Source organism: Streptomyces glaucescens (genome assembly GCF_002154375.1).
Lineage (GTDB): Bacteria > Actinomycetota > Actinomycetes > Streptomycetales > Streptomycetaceae > Streptomyces > Streptomyces glaucescens.
The window spans coordinates 1-17,674 of the sequence record NZ_MUND01000129.1 but is presented as its reverse complement, the minus strand read 5'-3'; the positions used below and the strand labels follow the sequence as shown (position 1 = coordinate 17,674).

The following is a 17,674-nucleotide window of genomic DNA, read 5'->3' as shown; positions in this document are numbered from 1 at the left end:
ACGCCGGGTCCCGCTCCGCGTTGTCAGTGCCGCGGTCCACAATGGTCCGCGTCAGATCCCGTTCACCACGCTTCAGCAAGGAGCCAGGCAGCGATGGCCCGCCGCAGCACGAAGACCCCGCCGCCCGACGACTCGTACGAGGAGCGGATCCTCGACATCGACGTCGTCGACGAGATGCAGGGCTCCTTCCTCGAGTACGCGTACTCGGTCATCTACTCCCGAGCGCTGCCGGACGCCCGCGACGGCCTGAAGCCGGTGCACCGGCGCATCGTCTACCAGATGAACGAGATGGGCCTGCGCCCCGAACGCGGCTATGTGAAGTGCGCCCGCGTGGTCGGCGAGGTCATGGGCAAGCTGCACCCGCACGGCGACGCGTCGATCTACGACGCCCTGGTCCGCATGGCCCAGCCCTTCTCGATGCGGTTGCCGCTGGTCGACGGCCACGGCAACTTCGGTTCGCTGGGCAACGACGACCCGCCCGCCGCCATGCGGTACACCGAGTGCCGGATGGCCGCGGCCACGGGCCTGATGACCGAGTCCATCGACGAGGACACGGTCGACTTCGCCCCGAACTACGACGGCCAGGAGCAGGAGCCGGTCGCCCTGCCCGCCGCCTTCCCGAACCTGCTGGTGAACGGCGCGTCCGGCATCGCGGTCGGCATGGCCACCAACATGCCGCCGCACAACCTGGGCGAGGTCATCGCGGCCGCCCGCCACCTCATCCGGCACCCGAACGCCGATCTCGACGCCCTGATGCGGCACGTGCCGGGCCCCGACCTGCCCACCGGCGGCCGGATCGTCGGCCTGTCCGGCATCCGCGACGCGTACGAGACTGGCCGCGGCACCTTCAAGATGCGCGCCACGGTCACCATCGACAACGTCACGGCCCGCCGCAAGGGCCTGATCGTCACCGAGCTGCCCTTCACGGTCGGCCCGGAGAAGGTCATCGCCAAGATCAAGGACCTGGTCGGCTCCAAGAAGCTCCAGGGCATCGCCGACGTCAAGGACCTCACCGACCGTGAGCACGGGCTGCGCCTGGTCATCGAGATCAAGAACGGCTTCGTGCCGGAGGCGGTCCTGGAGCAGCTGTACAAGCTGACGCCGATGGAGGAGTCCTTCGGCATCAACAACGTCGCCCTGGTGGACGGCCAGCCGCTGACGCTGGGCCTGAAGGAGCTGCTGGAGGTCTATCTCGACCACCGCTTCGAGGTCGTCCGGCGCCGTTCGGAGCACCGCCGCAGCAAGCGGCGCGACCGGCTCCACCTGGTCGAGGGCCTGCTCACCGCGCTGGTCGACATCGACGAGGTCATCCGGCTGATCCGCTCCAGCGAGAACAGCGCGCAGGCCAAGGAGCGACTGATCGAGCGCTTTTCGCTGAGCGAGGTGCAGACGCAGTACATCCTCGACACCCCGCTGCGCCGGCTCACCAAGTACGACCGGATCGAGCTGGAGGCGGAGAAGGACAAGCTCAACACCGAGATCGAGGAGCTGACCCGGATCCTGGAGTCGGACGCGGAGCTGCGCAAGCTGGTCTCCTCGGAACTGGCCGCGGTGGCCAAGAAGTTCGGCACCGAGCGGCGTACGGTCCTGCTGGAGTCCGCGGGCAGCACCGCCGCCACGGTGCCGCTGCAGGTGGCGGACGATCCGTGCCGGGTGCTGCTGTCCTCGACGGGTCTGCTGGCCCGCACGGCCAACGCCGAGCCGTTCACGGAGGACGAGGGCGGCAAGCGCGCCAAGCACGACGTGATCGTCTCGGCGGTGCCGGCCACGGCCCGCGGCGAGGTCGGCGCGGTGACCTCGGCCGGCCGGCTGCTGCGGATCAACGTCGTCGACCTGCCGCAGCTGCCGGAGACGGCGACGGCGCCCACCCTCTCGGGCGGCGCGCCGCTCGCGGAGTTCGTCTCCCTGGAGGGTGACGAGACGGTGGTCTGCCTGACCACCCTCGACGAGTCCTCGCCCGGTCTGGCGCTCGGCACGGAACAGGGCGTGGTCAAGCGCGTGGTCCCGGACTATCCGGCCAACAAGGACGAGCTGGAGGTGATCACCCTCAAGGAGGGCGACCGGATCGTCGGCGCGGTGGAGCTGCGCACCGGCGAGGAGGACCTGGTCTTCATCACCGACGACGCCCAGCTGCTGCGCTACCAGGCCGCGCAGGTCCGCCCGCAGGGCCGTCCCGCCGGCGGTATGACGGGCATCAAGCTCGCCGACGGCGCCAAGGTCATCTCGTTCACGGCGGTGGACCCGGCCGCGGACGCGATCGTCTTCACCGTCGCCGGCTCGCGCGGCACGCTCGACGACTCGGTCCAGACGACCGCCAAGGTGACCCCGTTCGACCAGTTCCCGCGCAAGGGCCGCGCCACCGGCGGGGTGCGCTGCCAGCGGTTCCTGAAGGGCGAGGACTGCCTGGCCTTCGCCTGGGCGGGCGCGACGCCGGCGCGGGCCGCGCAGCGGAACGGCCTGCCGACCGAGCTGCCCGACATCGACCCGCGCCGCGACGGCTCGGGCGTGTCGCTGCCGAAGCCGGTGGCGGCGGTGGCCGGGCCGGTCTAGGCCTCCGAGGCGGACTCCGGGTCGTACAAGGGCTCGGACTCCGGGTCGTACAGGGGCTCGGAGTCCCGGTCCGGCGCGTCGTCCGCCCCGGGGTCCGGCTCGTCCGGGTCCTGGACGTAGCGCAGGACGCCCCACATGCCGTGCTCGTCGGCGGTGTGCGGGGCGTCGCTCCGGCACGCCTCCAGTTCCTTGCCGAGGAGTGGGGCGTCGATGCCGGAGCCGATCAGCACCAGCTGGGTGAGCCGTCCGGCGCCGGGTGCCCAGGGCTCCGGGTAGAACCGCAGGAACCGCCCGACGGCGTGGACGGCGTAGCGGTTGCGGGGGTCGTGGGCACCGAAGTCGACGTACCCCTTGATCCGGTAGAGCCCCTCGGGACGGCTGTCGAGGAACCGCATCAGCCGCCGGGGGTCGAGCGGGACGTCGGAGACGAAGGACAGGCTGTCGTAGCCGGTGTGCAGATGCCCGGCGTGGCCGTGGGCCTCGCCGTCCGGGCCGTGGGTGTCGTGGGCGTCGTCGTGCAGGTCGTCGAACGACAGCTGTCCGATGCGCTCCTCGCTCGGCCGGCAGTCGAACAGGAACTCGGGGTCGATCCGGCCGTAGGTGGCGGGAACGACGGCGGCCCGGTCGGTGCGGGAGCGGACCTGGCGAAGGACGCGCTCGGCGTCCGTGGCCCGGTCCAGTTTGTTGACCACCACGAGGTCGGCGAGGGCGAGGTGCCGGTCGATCTCGGGATGCTTCGCGCGCGTGGCATCGAACTCGGCGGCGTCGACGACCTCGACGAGCCCGCCGTAGACCACGCGCGGGTTCTCGCTCGCGAGGACCATACGGACCAGCTCCTGCGGCTCGGCGAGCCCGCTGGCCTCGATCACGATGACGTCGATGCCGGTCTCGGGCCGGGCGAGCCGGTCGAGGTAGAGGTCCAGCTCGCCGGCGTCGACGGCGCAGCACAGGCATCCGTTGCCGAGCGAGACGGTGGAGTCGCCGAGCGCGCCGGCCACCGCCATGGCGTCGATCTCGATCGCGCCGAAGTCGTTCACCACGGCGCCGATCCGGCTGCCCCCGCTGCGGTGGAGCAGGTGGTTGAGGAGGGTCGTCTTGCCGGAGCCCAGGAATCCGGCGAGGACGACGACCGGGATCTGGTGTGGCCTCGGGCTCTGCCCCAACGTGCGACCTCTCTCCCAGCGGTGTGTGCGCCGGACCGTGACCGGCGCACATCGGAAACTGCCTGCGGCGCTCAGAATACGAGCAGTCGGCAGGGCCGTACCGGACTCCTCATACCCGCTCGGAGCAGGACAACCGAGCAACCGGAGGCATGTGATGACCAAGTCAGGTTAGGCTCACCTGTGTGAGTACGTGTGCGACCGTCTCCCGGAGCCTCGACGAGCCCATTTCCGGAACCGCGGCCACCGCCAGGACCTGGCTCCTGGTGGAGCAGCCCGGCCCGTGGGGCGCCAGGGCGCTCACCTCGAGCCACCTGGATCCCGCGCTGGGCCGCGCCCTCGATGCCGCCGCGAAGGGCACCGGCGTACGCATCGCGCTCATCCGCCGCCCCGGCCGCCACGCGGACTGCCGCACACCCGCCGTCCGCCGGATCTACGCCGCCCACACCGTGCCCGGCGGCACCTGGGTGCGCACCGCCACCACCGACGACCCCCGCCGGCTGCTCGACCTGGATCTCGCCGCCCTGGGCCGGGGCGACCACCGCACCTTCGACACCGCCCTCCAGGGCGGCCCCCACACCGGCGCCCCCCTCGCCCTGGTGTGCACCAACGGCAAGCGCGACCGCTGCTGCGCCCTGCTGGGCCGCCCGCTCGCCGCCGAGCTGGCCGCGTCCGGCGTGGAGGGCGTCTGGGAGGTCACCCATCTCGGCGGTCACCGCTTCTCGCCGACGCTGCTCGTCCTGCCGTACGGCTACGCCTACGGCCGGGCCGAGGCCCACGGCGTCAAGGAGGTCCTGCACGCCGTCCAGGAGGGCCGGATCGTGGTCGACGGGTGCCGGGGCAGCTCCGCCTGGGAACGGCCCGGCCAGGCGGCCGAGCTGGCGGTGCGGCGGGCGGTCCGGGAGTACGCGGCGGGCGTGCTGAGCGTCGTGCGCACCGAGAACTCCGTACGGGCGGCCGGCGCGGCCCCGCGCTGGGAGGTGACCGTCGCCCACACCGACGGCCGCTGCTGGCGCGTCCTCGTCGCCCAGGGGGCGTCGGAGCCGCCACGGCCGGAGAGCTGCGGCACCTCGGTCCTGGGCGCCCCCGCGCGGATGGACGTCGTGGCGGTCCGCGAACTGACCCCGGCGGCCCTCGCGAGCTGACCCGTCCGCCCGGCGTGCGGGAGACAGGCGCGCCGGGGGGCGGCCGTGGGTACGCGCGAGCCCCCGCGCTTCGGCGCGGGCGCCCCCGCCACGTACCGTCATGGGTATGAGCCCCACGCACCCCGCCCGCCGTCTGCGTCTCGGCCTGCCGCGCCGGGTGTTCTCGCAGGTGCTGCTGATGCAGGTGGCGATCGCCGCGGGAGTCGCGGTGCTCGCGACCGGGCTGTTCCTCGCACCGCTCAGCGATCAGCTCGACGACCAGGCGATGCGCCGGGCGCTGGCGATCGCGCAGACCACCGCCGCCCAGCCGCGGCTCGCCGACGCCGTCCGCGCCACGCCGCCGGCGCCCGACGGGCCCGTCCAGCGGGAGGCGGAGCGGATCCGCAAGGCCACCCGGGCCGAGTACATCGTGGTCATGGACACCCGCGGCGTGCGCTGGTCGCACACCGAGCCGGAGGAGATCGGCCGGCACGTCTCCACCGACCCCAGCGAGGCGCTCGCCGGCCGGGAGGTCATGGAGATCGACGAGGGCACGCTGGGCCGCTCCGCGCGCGGCAAGGTCCCGTTGCGCGACGGCGAGGGAGCGATCGTCGGGGCGGTGTCGGTCGGCATCGCGTACGACAGTGTCCGCGCGCGGCTCGTCCATGCGATCCCGGAGCTGCTGGCGTACGCCGGCGGCGCCCTGGCCGTCGGCGCGCTCGCCGCGTGGCTGATCGCCCGCCGGGTCCAGCGGCAGACCCGGGATCTGGCCTTCTCCGACATCGCGGCCCTGCTGGCGGAGCGGGAGGCGATGCTGCACGGCATCCGGGAGGGCGTGGTGGCCCTGGACCGCGCGGGCCGGATCCGCCTGCTGAACGACGAGGCGCGGCGCCTGCTCGGCATCGGGGACGAGGCCGTGGGCCGCTCCCTGGACGAGGCGCTGGGCGGGGGACGTACGGCCGACGTGCTGGCCGGCCGGGTCACGGGCACCGATCTGCTCACCGTGCGCGGGCAGCGGGTGCTGGTCGCCAACCGGATGCCCACCGACGACGGAGGGGCGGTGGCCACCCTGCGCGACCGCACCGAGCTGGAGCAGCTGGGGCGGGAACTGGACTCCACGCGCGGCCTGATCGACGCCCTGCGCGCCCAGGACCACGAGCACGCCAACCGGATGCACACCCTGCTGGGGCTGCTCGAACTGGAGATGTACGACGACGCCGTGGAGTTCGTCGGCGAGGTGGTCGGCGATCACCGGGCCACGGCGGAACAGATCACCGAGCGGATCCGGGACCCGCTGCTGGCCGCCCTGCTGGTCGGCAAGGCGACCGTCGCGGCCGAACGCGGGGTGGCGCTGCGGCTCTCCGGCCGCACCGGCCTGCCGGACCGGCTGATCGACGCGCGGGGTCTGGTCACCATCGTCGGCAACCTGGTCGACAACGCGCTGGACGCCGTCGCCGGCACACCGCACGCGCGCGTGGAGGTCGAGTTGCAGGCCGAGGGCCGCACCGCCGTGCTAGCGGTGCGCGACACCGGGCCCGGCATCCCCGAGGAACGGCGCGAGGTCGTCTTCACCGAGGGGTGGTCGACGAAGGAGCCGCCCGCCCACCGCGGGCGCGGCATCGGGCTGTCCCTGGTGCGACGGCTGGCGGAGCGGCAGGGCGGCACGGTGGCGGTGGGCGAGGCGCCCGGCGGGGGCGCGGAGTTCACCGTGGTCCTGCCCGAGGCACTCCCCGAGCCGGGGCCGCGGCCCGCGGTGAGCGCGCGGGGCGCGCGGACCGCCGGGTCCGTGTCGGGCGCGCGGACCGCCGGGTCCGTACCGGGCGCAGAGCCCGTCCCGGGCTCGCAGTCCGTCCGCGCCGTGCCGTCCGCCGCGCGGTCCGCCGAGGAGGAGACGCGATGATCGAGGTCCTGGTCGTGGACGACGACACCAGGGTCGCGCGGGTGAACGCCGCGTACGTCGAGAAGGTGCCGGGCTTCCACGTCGCCGGGGAGGCGCACCAGGCCGCGGAGGCGCTGCGGCTGCTGGAGACGCTGCCGCACGTGGATCTGGTCCTCCTGGACCACTATCTGCCCGACGGGACGGGGCTCGCGGTGGTGCAGGAGATGCGCCGGCGCGGCCACCAGACCGACGTGATCATGGTGACGGCGGCCCGGGACGTCGCGACGGTGCAGGCGGCGATGCGGCACGGCGCGCTGCAGTACCTGGTCAAGCCGTTCGCCTTCGCGGGGCTGCGCGCCAAGCTGGAGGCGTACGCGCAGCTGCGCCGCACCCTCGACGGCGGCGGCGAGGCGGAGCAGGCGGAGGTCGACCGCATCTTCGGGGCGCTGTCCGCGCCGTCGGAGCCGGATCTGCCCAAGGGGCACTCCCCCACCACGGCCGAGCTGGTGCGGCAGTGCCTGATGAACGCCGAGGGACCGCTGTCGGCCCAGGAGATCGCCGAGCGCACCGGGGTGAGCCGGCAGACCGCCCAGCGCTATCTGAAGCTCCTGGAGCGCACGGGACGGGCCACGCTGACCCTGAAGTACGGCGACGCGGGCCGCCCGGAACACCGTTACGTGTGGGCGACCCGCGCCTGAGGCACGGCCCCGTGGGGCGGGGGAAGGGCCGTGCCCCCTTGGATACGGACAGGGCCCGCCGTCGTCTCGACAGGGCCCGCCGTCGTCCCGACAGGGCCCGCCGTCCTCTCGGCAGGGCCTCGGCCGACGTCATCCGCGCCTGTCCCCGTCACGCACGACGCGCGCCCTCTCACGCCGCGCGCCCCCGTCACGCCGCGCCCGCCCCCGTCAGCGACCGCACCTCCGTCTCCGCGTGCTTGGCCGCGTCCGGCGGCTCCGCCGAGGTGACGGTGCCGAGCCAGCCGGCGAGGAAGCCCAGCGGGATGGAGACGAGGCCCGGGTTCTGCAGCGGGAAGAACTGGAAGTCGGCGTGCGGGAAGAGCGCGTCGGGGCTGCCCGAGACCACGGGTGACAGCAGCACCAGCGCCACCGCAGGCACCAGGCCGCCGTAGACGGCCCAGACCGCGCCCCGGGTGGTGAAGCGCCGCCAGAACAGCGCATAGAGCAGCACCGGCAGGTTCGCGGACGCGGCGACGGCGAAGGCCAGGCCCACCAGGAAGGCGACATTGAGGTCCCGGGCGAGCAGCCCGAGGGCGATCGCGACGACGCCGGTGCCGAACGCCGCCACCCTCGCCACGGCCACCTCGCTGCGGGGCTTCGCGCGCCTGCTGCGCAGCGAGGCGTACAGGTCGTGGGCCACGGACGCCGAGGAGGCGAGGGTGACTCCGGCGATCACCGCGAGGATGGTGGCGAAGGCGACCGCGGCGACGACCGCGAAGAGAACCGTTCCGCCGGTGGAGTCCGCTCCGCCGCCCAGGTCGAGCGCCAGCAGCGGGACCGCCGTGTTCCCGGCCGCGTTCGACGCGCGCACGGCCTGCGGGCCCACGATCGCGGCCGCGCCGAAGCCGAGGACGATCGTCATCAGGTAGAAGCCGCCGATGAGTCCGATCGACCAGACGACCGAACGCCGCGCCGCGCGGGCCGTGGGCACGGTGTAGAACCGGGACAGGATGTGCGGCAGCCCGGCCGTGCCCAGCACCAGGGCGAGCCCGAGGCTGATGAAGTCGAAGCGGGCGGTCCAGTCCCCGCCGTACTTCAGGCCGGGCGCCAGGAACGCCGTGCCGTGGCCGCTGCGGTCCGCCGCGGTGCGCAGCAGCTGGTCGACGTCGCCGTGGAACCGCACCAGCACGAGCGCGGTCAGCGTGATCGCCCCGCCCATCAGCAGGACCGCCTTCACGATCTGGATCCAGGTGGTGGCCCGCATCCCTCCCCACGACACATAGACGACCATCAGCGCGCCGACGCCGATCACCGTCCAGGTCTGCGCGGCTGCGCTCGTCCCGCCCAGCAGCAGCGCGACCAGGCTGCCCGCCCCCACCATCTGCGCCACCAGGTACAGAACGGACACGGTCACCGAGGAAGTTCCCGCCGCGATCCGCACCGGCCGTTCCCGCATCCGCGCGGCGACCACGTCGGCGAGGGTGAACCGCCCGCAGTTGCGGACCAGTTCGGCGACCAGGAAGAGCACCACCAGCCAGGCCACCAGGAAGCCCACCGAGTACAGCAGCCCGTCGTACCCGAAGAGCGCGATGAGGCCGGAGATGCCGAGGAAGGATGCGGCCGACATGTAGTCACCGGCGATGGCAAAACCGTTCTCCATCGGCGAGAAGAGGCGTCCGCCCGCGTAGAACTCCACCGCCGAGCCGTGCCGGTCGCGGCTCACCCAGCTCGTGATCGCCAGTGTCACGGCGACGAAGACGCTGAACAGCAGGAGGGCCAGGGTCTGGTGCTCACCGGCCACCGGGCACCACCCCTGGGATGCCGCGCGTCAGTTCCTGCGTGTCCCAGCGCAGTTCGAGCGCCGCGCGGTCCCTGCGCAGCCGGGCGTGCCGGGCGTACGCCCAGGTGAGCAGGAAGGTGGAGAGGAACTGCCCGAGCCCGGACAGCATCGCCACGTTCACCGCGCCCGCCACGGGCCGGGCCATGAGCCCGGGCGCGGTGGTGGCGACGACGACGTAGCCGACGTACCAGGCGAAGAAGGCGGCGAACGCCGGGACGACGAACCGGCGGTACCGGCTGCGCACCTCCTGGAAGGCCGCACCGCGCTGCACCTCGAGGTAGATGTCCGCGGCGCTCACCGCGCCATCCCGGGGCTCCGTCCGCTCGGCCCGCCCGGGCCACTCGGAGGCCGCGGCGGGCACGCGTGCGGGGACTCGGTCCGCCTCGCCCCAGGCGGAGGCGAGGGCGGCGTGCCAGGGATCGTCGTTCCGCACACTTATGGCGTCACGGGGACGACCGTCACTTGAGTGCATGCCCAAGGATGGACAGAACGGAAAGACGACCGGCTCTTCTTCTCGGAGCCCTTCACCCCATCAGGTGACCATGACGGCGGCGCGGCCACCGGCGGCGGGCAGCCCCCATGGGGCCGCCCGCACCCGATGACGGACACCGCACGGCGGTCCGGGTGGGAACCCCCGTCGGGCCGACGGCGAAGCCGGGGCCGGCACCCGCCCGAGCCGGCGCGGCGACTACGCGTCGATACGCGACCGGTCCAGCGTCGCCGCCGAACTGGAGATGAACTCCTTGCGGGGCGCCACGTCGTTGCCCATCAGCAGGTCGAAGACCTGCTCGGCGGCGTCCAGGTCGGAGAGGTTGATCCGGCGCAGGGTGCGGTGGCGCGGGTCCATGGTGGTCTCGGCCAGCTGGTCGGCGTCCATCTCGCCCAGACCCTTGTACCGCTGGATCGAGTTCTTGTACCGGACGCCCTTGCTCTGGAACTCCATGAGCTTGTCGCGCAGTTCCCGGTCCGAGTACGTGTACACGTACTTGTCCTGGCCCTTCTTGGGCTGGATCAGCTCGATCCGGTGCAGCGGCGGGACCGCGGCGAACACCCGGCCGGCCTCGACCATGGGCCGCATGTAGCGGTGGAACAGCGTGAGCAGCAGGGTCCGGATGTGGGAGCCGTCCACATCGGCGTCGGTCATCATGATGATCTTGCCGTAGCGGGCGGCGTCGATGTCGAAGGTCCGGCCCGATCCCGCCCCTATGACCTGGATGATCGCGCCGCACTCGGCGTTCTTGAGCATGTCGGTCACGGACGACTTCTGGACGTTGAGGATCTTGCCGCGGATCGGCAGCAGTGCCTGGAACTCGGAGTTCCGGGCGAGCTTGGCGGTGCCGAGCGCGGAGTCCCCCTCGACGATGAACAGCTCGCTGCGGTCGACGTCGTCGCTGCGGCAGTCGGCGAGCTTCGCGGGCAGCGAGGACGACTCCAGGGCCGTCTTGCGACGCTGCGCGTCCTTGTGCTGACGGGCCGCGATGCGGGTCCGCGCGGCGGCGACGGCCTTCTCCATGACCACCCGGGCCTGCTGGGCGGCGTCACGCTTCGTCGCGGTCAGGAACGCCTTGAGTTCCTTGGAGACCACGTTGTTCACGATGCGGCGGGCCGCCGAGGTGCCGAGCACCTCCTTGGTCTGCCCCTCGAACTGCGGCTCGGCGAGGCGGACGGTGACGACCGCGGTCAGGCCCTCCAGGGCGTCGTCCTTGACGATGTCGTCCTCGGCGACGCGCAGCAGCTTCTTGGCGCGCAGCACCTCGTTCATGGTCTTGGCGATCGCCTGCTCGAAGCCGGCGACATGGGTGCCGCCCTTGGGGGTGGCGATGATGTTGACGAAGGACTTGAGGGTCGTCTCGTAGCCGGTGCCCCAGCGCAGGGCGACGTCGACGCCGAGTTCCCGGGTGACCTCGGTGGGTGTCATCTGGCCGTGCTCGTCGAGGACCGGGACGGTCTCCTTGAAGGTGCCCTGGCCGGTGAAGCGGAGCACGTCGCAGATGGGCTTGTCGGCTGCCAGGAACTCGCAGAACTCGCTGATGCCGCCGTCGAAGCGGAAGGACTCCTCGCCCTTGCTGCCGCCCTCGCCGAGGCCGAACTCGTCGCGGACGACGATGGTCAGGCCGGGCACCAGGAACGCGGTCTGGCGGGCGCGCTGGTGCAGGTTCTCCAGGGAGAGCTTGGCGTCCTTGAGGAAGATCTGGCGGTCGGCCCAGTACCGCACGCGCGTGCCGGTGCGGGTCCTGGAGATCTTCTTGGCCTTGCGCAGGCCGCTCTTGGCCTCGAACTTCGCGTCCGGGCCGACCGCGGCGAAGGCGCCGGGCACGCCGCGCCGGAAGCTGATCGCGTGGGTGTGGCCGCCGCGGTCCACCTCGACGTCCAGCCGCGCGGAGAGCGCGTTCACCACGGAGGCGCCCACGCCGTGCAGACCGCCGGAGGCGGCGTAGGAGCCGCCGCCGAACTTGCCGCCGGCGTGCAGCTTGGTCATCACGACCTCGATGCCGGACAGGCCGGTCTTGGGCTCGACGTCGACCGGGATGCCGCGGCCGTTGTCGCGCACCTCCACCGAGCCGTCGTCGTGGAGGATCACCTCGATGTGGTCGCAGTAGCCGCCCAGGGCCTCGTCGACGGAGTTGTCGATGATCTCCCAGAGGCAGTGCATCAGGCCGCGGCTGTCGGTCGAGCCGATGTACATGCCCGGGCGCTTGCGGACGGCCTCCAGCCCCTCGAGGACGAGCAGGTGCCGCGCGGTGTAGTTGGAACCGTCCCGGTCTGCTCCTGCCAGCAGAGCTGTGGACGGCACGGACGTCTCGGCGGTCACGCGGTTCGCTCCTCGCTGAATTTCAGATGGGGCCCATCGGGGTAAGGCCGTGGCTTGGGTTGCCGCTCAGAGGGTACCGAGGCCTGGTAGAGCCGTTGTAACGCCACCCTCGTCTGAACGCAGACTAGTCCAGAGTCGTATGGATGTTCGATCCCTCGATGGGGTGAAGTACACATCACGTTCCCTTCCAGGCATGAACCATTTAGGCTCCGGGCACGTCCTCATGAACAACCGGCAACCCAGCCGGGAGGACCGAGACCGATACGAACGCGCGAAACCGTACGACACACAGACACGCACTACGGCACATTCGCCGCCAACCGGCAGCAGCCAGCCGCCTCGGAAAAAATCTTTCGAGGAAAAGCCGCGAGCGGGAACGTTTTGGGGCTGGTTGGATGTTGACCCTGGTACGACAGCTCGTCGAGCTAGAGAAGAGGCGACGTGACTACTGTTCTGACCCCCGCGAGCCCGCTGACGGCCGCTGATCGCTGCGACCGCTGCGGCGCCCAGGCATACCTGCGCGTCGTCCTGCTGAGCGGCGGAGAACTGCTCTTCTGCGCCCACCACGGCCGCAAGTTCGAGCCGGAACTCAAGAAGATCGCCGCTGAGATACAGGACGAGACCGAGCGGCTCACGACCGTTCCCGACAACGCCTCCGAAGACGAACGCTGACCCTCGCGCCCATCGACGAGCCAGCCCCGGCACAGGCCGGTGAACGGGCGGCCGACCCTGCACCCAGGGTCGGCCGCCCGTCGTCCTGCCCGCCCGTAGGCTCAGGCTGCGTCGAGGGTCCTCACACCCGCCCCTGGGACCCCGCGCGGTCCCAGCCCAGCTTCCGCAGGGCGTCCGAGATCCGCGTGTAGACCCCGGGGCTCCCGGAGCGCCCGCAGCCGCTCCCCCAGGACACCAGCCCGATGAGGCGCCCCTGGGCCACCAGCGGCCCCCCGCTGTCCCCCTGGCACGCGTCGCGGCCGCCCTGCCGCCGCCCCGCGCACACCATGGCCTCGGCGACGTAACTGCCGTCGCCACCGGGCGGATACGCCCGCTCGCACAGCGCGTCGGGCAGCACCTGCACACTCGCGGCCCGCAGCCCGTCCGCGTAGCCACCCAGGCCCGAGGCATCGCCCCAGCCGTAGACCGTGGCCCCGGTACCGACGGCGTACGCCGGGTCGCCCGCGCCGGCCATCGCGACGACGGCGTTGAACGGCAACGGCCCGGCGAGCGTCAGCACGGCGAAGTCCCCGCTGTTGCTGACATCGTCGTAGCCCGGGTTCACCCAGCTCTCGCGCACCGCGACCTCCTGGCCCTGATCGGAGCGCAGATCCGTACGCCCGGCGATCACCTTGAGATCGGGCACCTGGTGCGGCGGTGAGCCAAGGACGTCCTCCTCCAGGCAGTGCGCGGCCGTGAGCACGGTGGTGGGGCCGACCGCCACCCCACCGCAGAACTGCCCGGATCGCGTTCCTCCGAACCGGTCACGACTGGAGAGCGCCACCGTCCACGGAGCCTGGGACACATCGACCGGGAACCCGCCCACTATGCCCTCGGCTGCGGCAGGAGCGGCGGAGACCGCCGGTACCAGCGGTATCAGGGCCGCGACAGCGACCCCGGCCAGTGGGCGGGCCAGTGCTCGGACAAAGGTGCGACGCATGCGCACTCCTCACTCTGGGGCGTTCATCGAACCCCCAGAGTGATTCAGAGCACCACTCCCCGCACCCGCTCCCCGTCGCCCACGCCCGCAGCCCGAAGGCCCGGTACCGCTTCCGCGGTACCGGGCCTTCGACGTCGTACGACCGCGATCGGGCCGGGTGCGACCTAGTCGAGGTAGTCGCGCAGCACCTGGGAACGCGACGGGTGGCGCAGCTTCGACATGGTCTTGGACTCGATCTGGCGGATGCGCTCACGCGTGACGCCGTAGACCTTGCCGATCTCGTCGAGGGTCTTCGGCTGACCGTCGGTGAGGCCGAAGCGCATGGAGACGACGCCCGCCTCACGCTCGGACAGGGTGTCCAGGACCGAGTGCAGCTGCTCCTGGAGGAGCGTGAAGCTGACCGCGTCGGCCGGGACGACGGCCTCGGAGTCCTCGATGAGGTCACCGAACTCGCTGTCGCCGTCCTCGCCGAGCGGGGTGTGCAGCGAGATGGGCTCGCGGCCGTACTTCTGGACCTCGATGACCTTCTCGGGGGTCATGTCGAGTTCCTTGGCCAGCTCCTCCGGGGTGGGCTCGCGGCCCAGGTCCTGGAGCATCTGGCGCTGCACGCGCGCGAGCTTGTTGATGACCTCGACCATGTGCACCGGGATACGGATGGTGCGGGCCTGGTCGGCCATCGCGCGGGTGATCGCCTGACGGATCCACCAGGTGGCGTACGTGGAGAACTTGTAGCCCTTGGTGTAGTCGAACTTCTCGACCGCGCGGATCAGACCGAGGTTGCCCTCCTGGATGAGGTCCAGGAAGAGCATGCCGCGGCCGGTGTAGCGCTTGGCCAGGGAGACCACCAGGCGGAGGTTGGCCTCCAGCAGGTGATTCTTGGCCCGGCGGCCGTCCTCGGCGATGATCTCCAGCTCGCGCTTGAGCTTAGGGGCGAGCTTGTCGGCGTTGGCCAGCTTGTCCTCGGCGAACAGACCCGCCTCGATCCGCTTGGCCAGCTCGACCTCCTGCTCGGCGTTGAGCAGGGGGACCTTGCCGATCTGCTTGAGGTAGTCCTTGACCGGGTCGGCGGTGGCGCCGGCCGCGGCGACCTGCTGCGCGGGGGCGTCGTCCTCGTCCTCGTCGGACAGGACGAAGCCGGCACTCTCGGCACCCTCGGGCTCGTCCGCGACCTTGGTGTCCTCGAGGACCTCTTCGTCGAGCAGCTCGACGTCGTCCTTCTTGGCGCCGGTCTTCTTGGCCGCCGTCTTCTTGGCGGTGGTCTTCTTCGCGACCGCCTTCTTGGCGGTGGTCTTCTTGGCAGCGGCCTTCTTCGCGGGCGCGGCTTCCTCGGTGGGGTCGACGGCAGGGTCGACGGGCGCGGCCGGCGCGGCGGAGGTGGTGGCCTTACGAGTGGTCACCGTCTTCGCCGCGACCGCCTTGGTGGCGGTGCGCTTGGCCGGGCTCTTCGCTGCGACGCTCTTTCGGGTGCGCTTGGGTTCTGCGGCACTGACCATCAGCGTCACACCCTCTTCCTCGAGGATCTGATTGAGGCTGCGCAGTACGTTCTTCCACTGAGTGGCCGGAATCTGGTCAGCTTCGAAGGCCCGACGCACGTCATCGCCGGCGATCTGCCCCTCAGCCTTTCCCCGCTCAATGAGCGCCATGACAGAGACGGACTCGGCGATCTCCGGCGGGAGCGTACGGGATGTGCTGGCCGACACGAACAACCTCTCGGAACGTTGGAAAACGACTTCCGGCCCCGTCCACGGCGGACGAGAGCCGACCGTCGGCTTGCGGATGGGCCGACGGCGCGGGCGGGGGCCGGGAAGATGCACAGCGCCTTGAACGGCGTCCGTATTCCCTCCGCGGCTGTCACCTCTTAGGTCATCGCGCTGTTCCCCCGAGCGTTACGCCCAACTTGCGTGGCCCGAGTCACACCCCGTAAGTGCCCAAAAATGGTCGGACACAGACATACAAGGTCATGTGCGGTCTGGCGGACGCCCGCCGCGGCGCCACTCGCGGCGCCACTCGCGGCGGCGGACCCTGCAGGTCCGGTGGATCCTGCGGGGTCCGACGGGAGACGGCTCGCCGGACCGGCGACGCCACACAGACGAGGAAGAGGGAAGCCCCCCGGCCGCGACGTCCGGGGTTTCCGCTTCCGCTCAGTGCTCGCGCGGCGCGGGAACGACGCGCTCCACCTCTGGATGCACGGTGAGCAGCTGGCGCATGGCCTCCTCGGCCGCGGCGCCGTCCCCCGCGGCGAGGGCGTCGACGATCCGGCCGTGGTGGACCAGCGTCGCCTCGTTCGGGCGGTCACAGCCCGTGACCGGACCTCCGGAGACCTGGAGGGCCGCCGTGACGATGCCGGAAAGGTGCTCCAGCATCCGGTTGCCGGCGATCTGGATGAGCAGCGAGTGGAACTCGGTGTCCGCGCGGGAGAACGTGAGCGCGTCGCCCTGCCCCATGGCGTGCCCCATGATCTCCACCATGTCGGACAGCCGCTGCTGGACGTCCTCGCGGCCGTGGCCGGCGGCCAGCCGCGCGGCCAGCGGCTCGATCGTCCACCGCAGCTCGTTCAGCTCGCGGCGCTGGTCGTCCCGCTGGGGACCGAAGGCCCGCCACTCGATGATGTCCGGGTCGAGCAGATTCCAGTCGCTGACGGGACGCACGCGCGTGCCGACGTTCGGGCGGGCGCTGACCAGGCCCTTGGCCTCCAGGACGCGCAGCGACTCACGGACGACGGTGCGGGACACCTCGAAGCGCTGGCCGATCTCCTCGGGCACCAGCGGACGGTCGGCACCGAGGTCGCCGGAGACGATCATCTGTCCGAGCTGCTGGACGAGTTGGCCGTGGAGGCCGCGGCCGCGGCTGCCCGCGGCGCGTCGGCTCACCCGGCCCAGCTCGGGGTCCGCGCCCTCCCAGGCGGGGACCCCGACGCGGTCCGCGGCGGCGGCCTCCGCGAAGGGATAGCGGTCGAGTTCGCCCGGGCCGGCGAGGCCGGACTCTGCGGCGCGGGCGGAGGTCATCATGGTGTGCGCAAGGGTACTCACGGATCCTTTGTCGGCGTCGCCTCCAACTCCCTTGAGGTCTTTGGTGAAAAGCACACGAAAGGGTGATCGCTCACCGCGTCGCAATTGACGCCTTATCGGAAGGAAATGGGCGTTCTGCGAGGGAGTTGTGCACGAGCCGGACCGGATGGGCGCGGACGGTTGTCACCTGACCCTGCGCCGCAGTGTCGTGAGCACATACGCGCAGAGCAGCGTGGCCAGCGACAACGTCAGCGCACTTCCGACGGGTTGGCCGACCACTCGCGCCACGGCCGACACATAGCGCTCCCCACCGAGAGGCCACTGCGACAGCAGCACCTCGCGCAGCCGCAGCGGAAAGCCCGCCGCGCTCCTCACGGACGGTCCCTCCAGGAACTTCTGTACGAGCGGTACGACGATCACCGGCACGGCCACCACAACCGCGAGCCCGCCCGCGGTGGACCGGAACACCCCGGCGGCCAGCACCCCGGCCCAGGCACAGCCGATCACCAGCCCGATCCAACTCACCCCCAGCGACAGCCAGTCCACGGGAACCGTCACGAGCTCCCGTCCGTACAACAGATAGAGCACCTCGGCATCGCACCCCACGGTCAGCACGGCCAGGACCAGCCCGGTGACCGCGGACACGAGGAGCTTGGCGGCGAGCAGCCCCAGCCGGCGGGGCACCGTGCCGCGATCCGCCGCCAGAGCCGGGTGACGGAACTCGTCCCCGAAGGCCAGCGCGCCCAGCAGCCCCGCGCCGAGCGCCGCGGGCGGCAGCGGCAGCTCCCGCGGCCACGCGGCAAGCAGCCGCGCCTGCGGGGTGTGCCCGAAACGGGCCAGGACGACCGCGGCGAGCGCCGAGACCACAAGCACCACGGCGCCGGTGAGAAACCCGATGCCGACCCCGGTGGCCCGGCGCAGCTCGTAGCGCAGCGGACGCAGCGGGCTGGGGGCTGGGCGGACCGAGATGGGG

At 71.7% G+C, this 17,674-nt stretch carries 12 protein-coding genes and 1 pseudogene; 5 read left to right on the top strand and 8 right to left on the bottom strand.

Translation table 11 applies throughout. The features are described from left to right. The first annotated feature begins 93 nt into the window (after positions 1 to 93). Positions 94 to 2,550 (top strand): DNA gyrase/topoisomerase IV subunit A, encoded by a 2,457-nt coding sequence (locus CCN42_RS09625; protein ID WP_086734572.1) that lies wholly within the window; start codon positions 94 to 96, stop codon positions 2,548 to 2,550. Here the strand turns inward: CCN42_RS09625 and CCN42_RS09620 are convergent. Beyond that, positions 2,547 to 3,713 carry a CobW family GTP-binding protein gene (locus tag CCN42_RS09620; RefSeq protein ID WP_086734570.1) on the bottom strand — a complete coding sequence of 389 codons (1,167 nt, stop codon included), beginning with the start codon at positions 3,711 to 3,713 and terminating at the stop codon, positions 2,547 to 2,549. The two genes, CCN42_RS09625 and CCN42_RS09620, sit on opposite strands and share 4 nt — an antisense overlap. Positions 3,714 to 3,895: 182 nt before the next feature. Between CCN42_RS09620 and CCN42_RS09615 the strand changes: the two genes are divergently transcribed. From CCN42_RS09615 to CCN42_RS09605, 3 genes are all read left to right on the top strand, one after another. Further along, the gene (locus tag CCN42_RS09615) at positions 3,896 to 4,855 is read left to right on the top strand and encodes a ferredoxin family protein (protein WP_086734568.1); all 960 of its coding nucleotides are present in this window, start codon (positions 3,896 to 3,898) and stop codon (positions 4,853 to 4,855) included. A gap of 106 nt (positions 4,856 to 4,961) precedes the next feature. Beyond that, positions 4,962 to 6,734, top strand: a complete 1,773-nt coding sequence (locus CCN42_RS09610; protein WP_086734566.1) for a sensor histidine kinase — start codon at positions 4,962 to 4,964, stop codon at positions 6,732 to 6,734. Then, positions 6,731 to 7,411: a response regulator gene (locus CCN42_RS09605; protein WP_086734564.1), complete on the top strand. Its 681-nt coding sequence runs from the start codon at positions 6,731 to 6,733 to the stop codon at positions 7,409 to 7,411. Before CCN42_RS09610 ends, CCN42_RS09605 begins: the two co-directional genes overlap by 4 nt. 187 nt (positions 7,412 to 7,598) lie before the next feature. Here CCN42_RS09605 and CCN42_RS09600 read toward each other — a convergent pair whose 3' ends face one another. The 3 genes from CCN42_RS09600 to CCN42_RS09590 form a co-directional block, all read right to left on the bottom strand. After that, the gene (locus CCN42_RS09600; RefSeq protein WP_086734562.1) at positions 7,599 to 9,191 is read right to left on the bottom strand and encodes a solute symporter family protein; all 1,593 of its coding nucleotides are present in this window, start codon (positions 9,189 to 9,191) and stop codon (positions 7,599 to 7,601) included. Beyond that, positions 9,181 to 9,702 carry a DUF485 domain-containing protein gene (locus CCN42_RS09595; RefSeq protein WP_086734560.1) on the bottom strand — a complete coding sequence of 174 codons (522 nt, stop codon included), beginning with the start codon at positions 9,700 to 9,702 and terminating at the stop codon, positions 9,181 to 9,183. The genes CCN42_RS09600 and CCN42_RS09595 overlap by 11 nt, the downstream gene beginning before the upstream one ends. 216 nt (positions 9,703 to 9,918) lie before the next feature. Next, on the bottom strand, positions 9,919 to 12,042 hold the full coding sequence (locus CCN42_RS09590) for a DNA gyrase/topoisomerase IV subunit B (protein WP_086734558.1): 2,124 nt from the start codon (positions 12,040 to 12,042) through the stop codon (positions 9,919 to 9,921). 441 nt (positions 12,043 to 12,483) lie between these two features. Here CCN42_RS09590 and CCN42_RS09585 point away from each other — a divergent pair, with 441 nt between their 5' ends. Further along, on the top strand, positions 12,484 to 12,714 hold the full coding sequence (locus CCN42_RS09585) for a DUF7455 domain-containing protein (protein WP_086734557.1): 231 nt from the start codon (positions 12,484 to 12,486) through the stop codon (positions 12,712 to 12,714). Between the two features lie 121 nt (positions 12,715 to 12,835). Here CCN42_RS09585 and CCN42_RS09580 read toward each other — a convergent pair whose 3' ends face one another. The 4 genes and pseudogenes from CCN42_RS09580 to CCN42_RS09565 all read right to left on the bottom strand — a co-directional run. Further along, positions 12,836 to 13,693: a S1 family peptidase gene (locus CCN42_RS09580; RefSeq protein WP_086734555.1), complete on the bottom strand. Its 858-nt coding sequence runs from the start codon at positions 13,691 to 13,693 to the stop codon at positions 12,836 to 12,838. A gap of 164 nt (positions 13,694 to 13,857) precedes the next feature. Continuing rightward, positions 13,858 to 15,393 carry an RNA polymerase sigma factor gene (locus tag CCN42_RS09575; RefSeq protein ID WP_086734609.1) on the bottom strand — a complete coding sequence of 512 codons (1,536 nt, stop codon included), beginning with the start codon at positions 15,391 to 15,393 and terminating at the stop codon, positions 13,858 to 13,860. A 441-nt stretch (positions 15,394 to 15,834) separates the two neighbouring features. After that, entirely contained in the window at positions 15,835 to 16,722 is an 888-nt protein-coding gene (locus CCN42_RS09570) for a FadR/GntR family transcriptional regulator (RefSeq protein WP_086734553.1), read from the bottom strand. Between the two features lie 162 nt (positions 16,723 to 16,884). Beyond that, positions 16,885 to 17,674, bottom strand: a pseudogene (locus tag CCN42_RS09565) (ABC transporter ATP-binding protein); the annotation flags it as partial.

Excerpts from the sequence above, each read along its gene's own strand:
- CCN42_RS09595 (WP_086734560.1), bottom strand. The coding sequence starts at position 9,702 with ATGCACTCAAGTGACGGTCGTCCCCGTGACGCCATAAGTGTGCGGAAC.
- CCN42_RS09605 (WP_086734564.1), top strand. The coding sequence starts at position 6,731 with ATGATCGAGGTCCTGGTCGTGGACGACGACACCAGGGTCGCGCGGGTG.
- CCN42_RS09625 (WP_086734572.1), top strand. The coding sequence starts at position 94 with ATGGCCCGCCGCAGCACGAAGACCCCGCCGCCCGACGACTCGTACGAG.
- CCN42_RS09580 (WP_086734555.1), bottom strand. The coding sequence starts at position 13,693 with ATGCGTCGCACCTTTGTCCGAGCACTGGCCCGCCCACTGGCCGGGGTC.
- CCN42_RS09610 (WP_086734566.1), top strand. The coding sequence starts at position 4,962 with ATGAGCCCCACGCACCCCGCCCGCCGTCTGCGTCTCGGCCTGCCGCGC.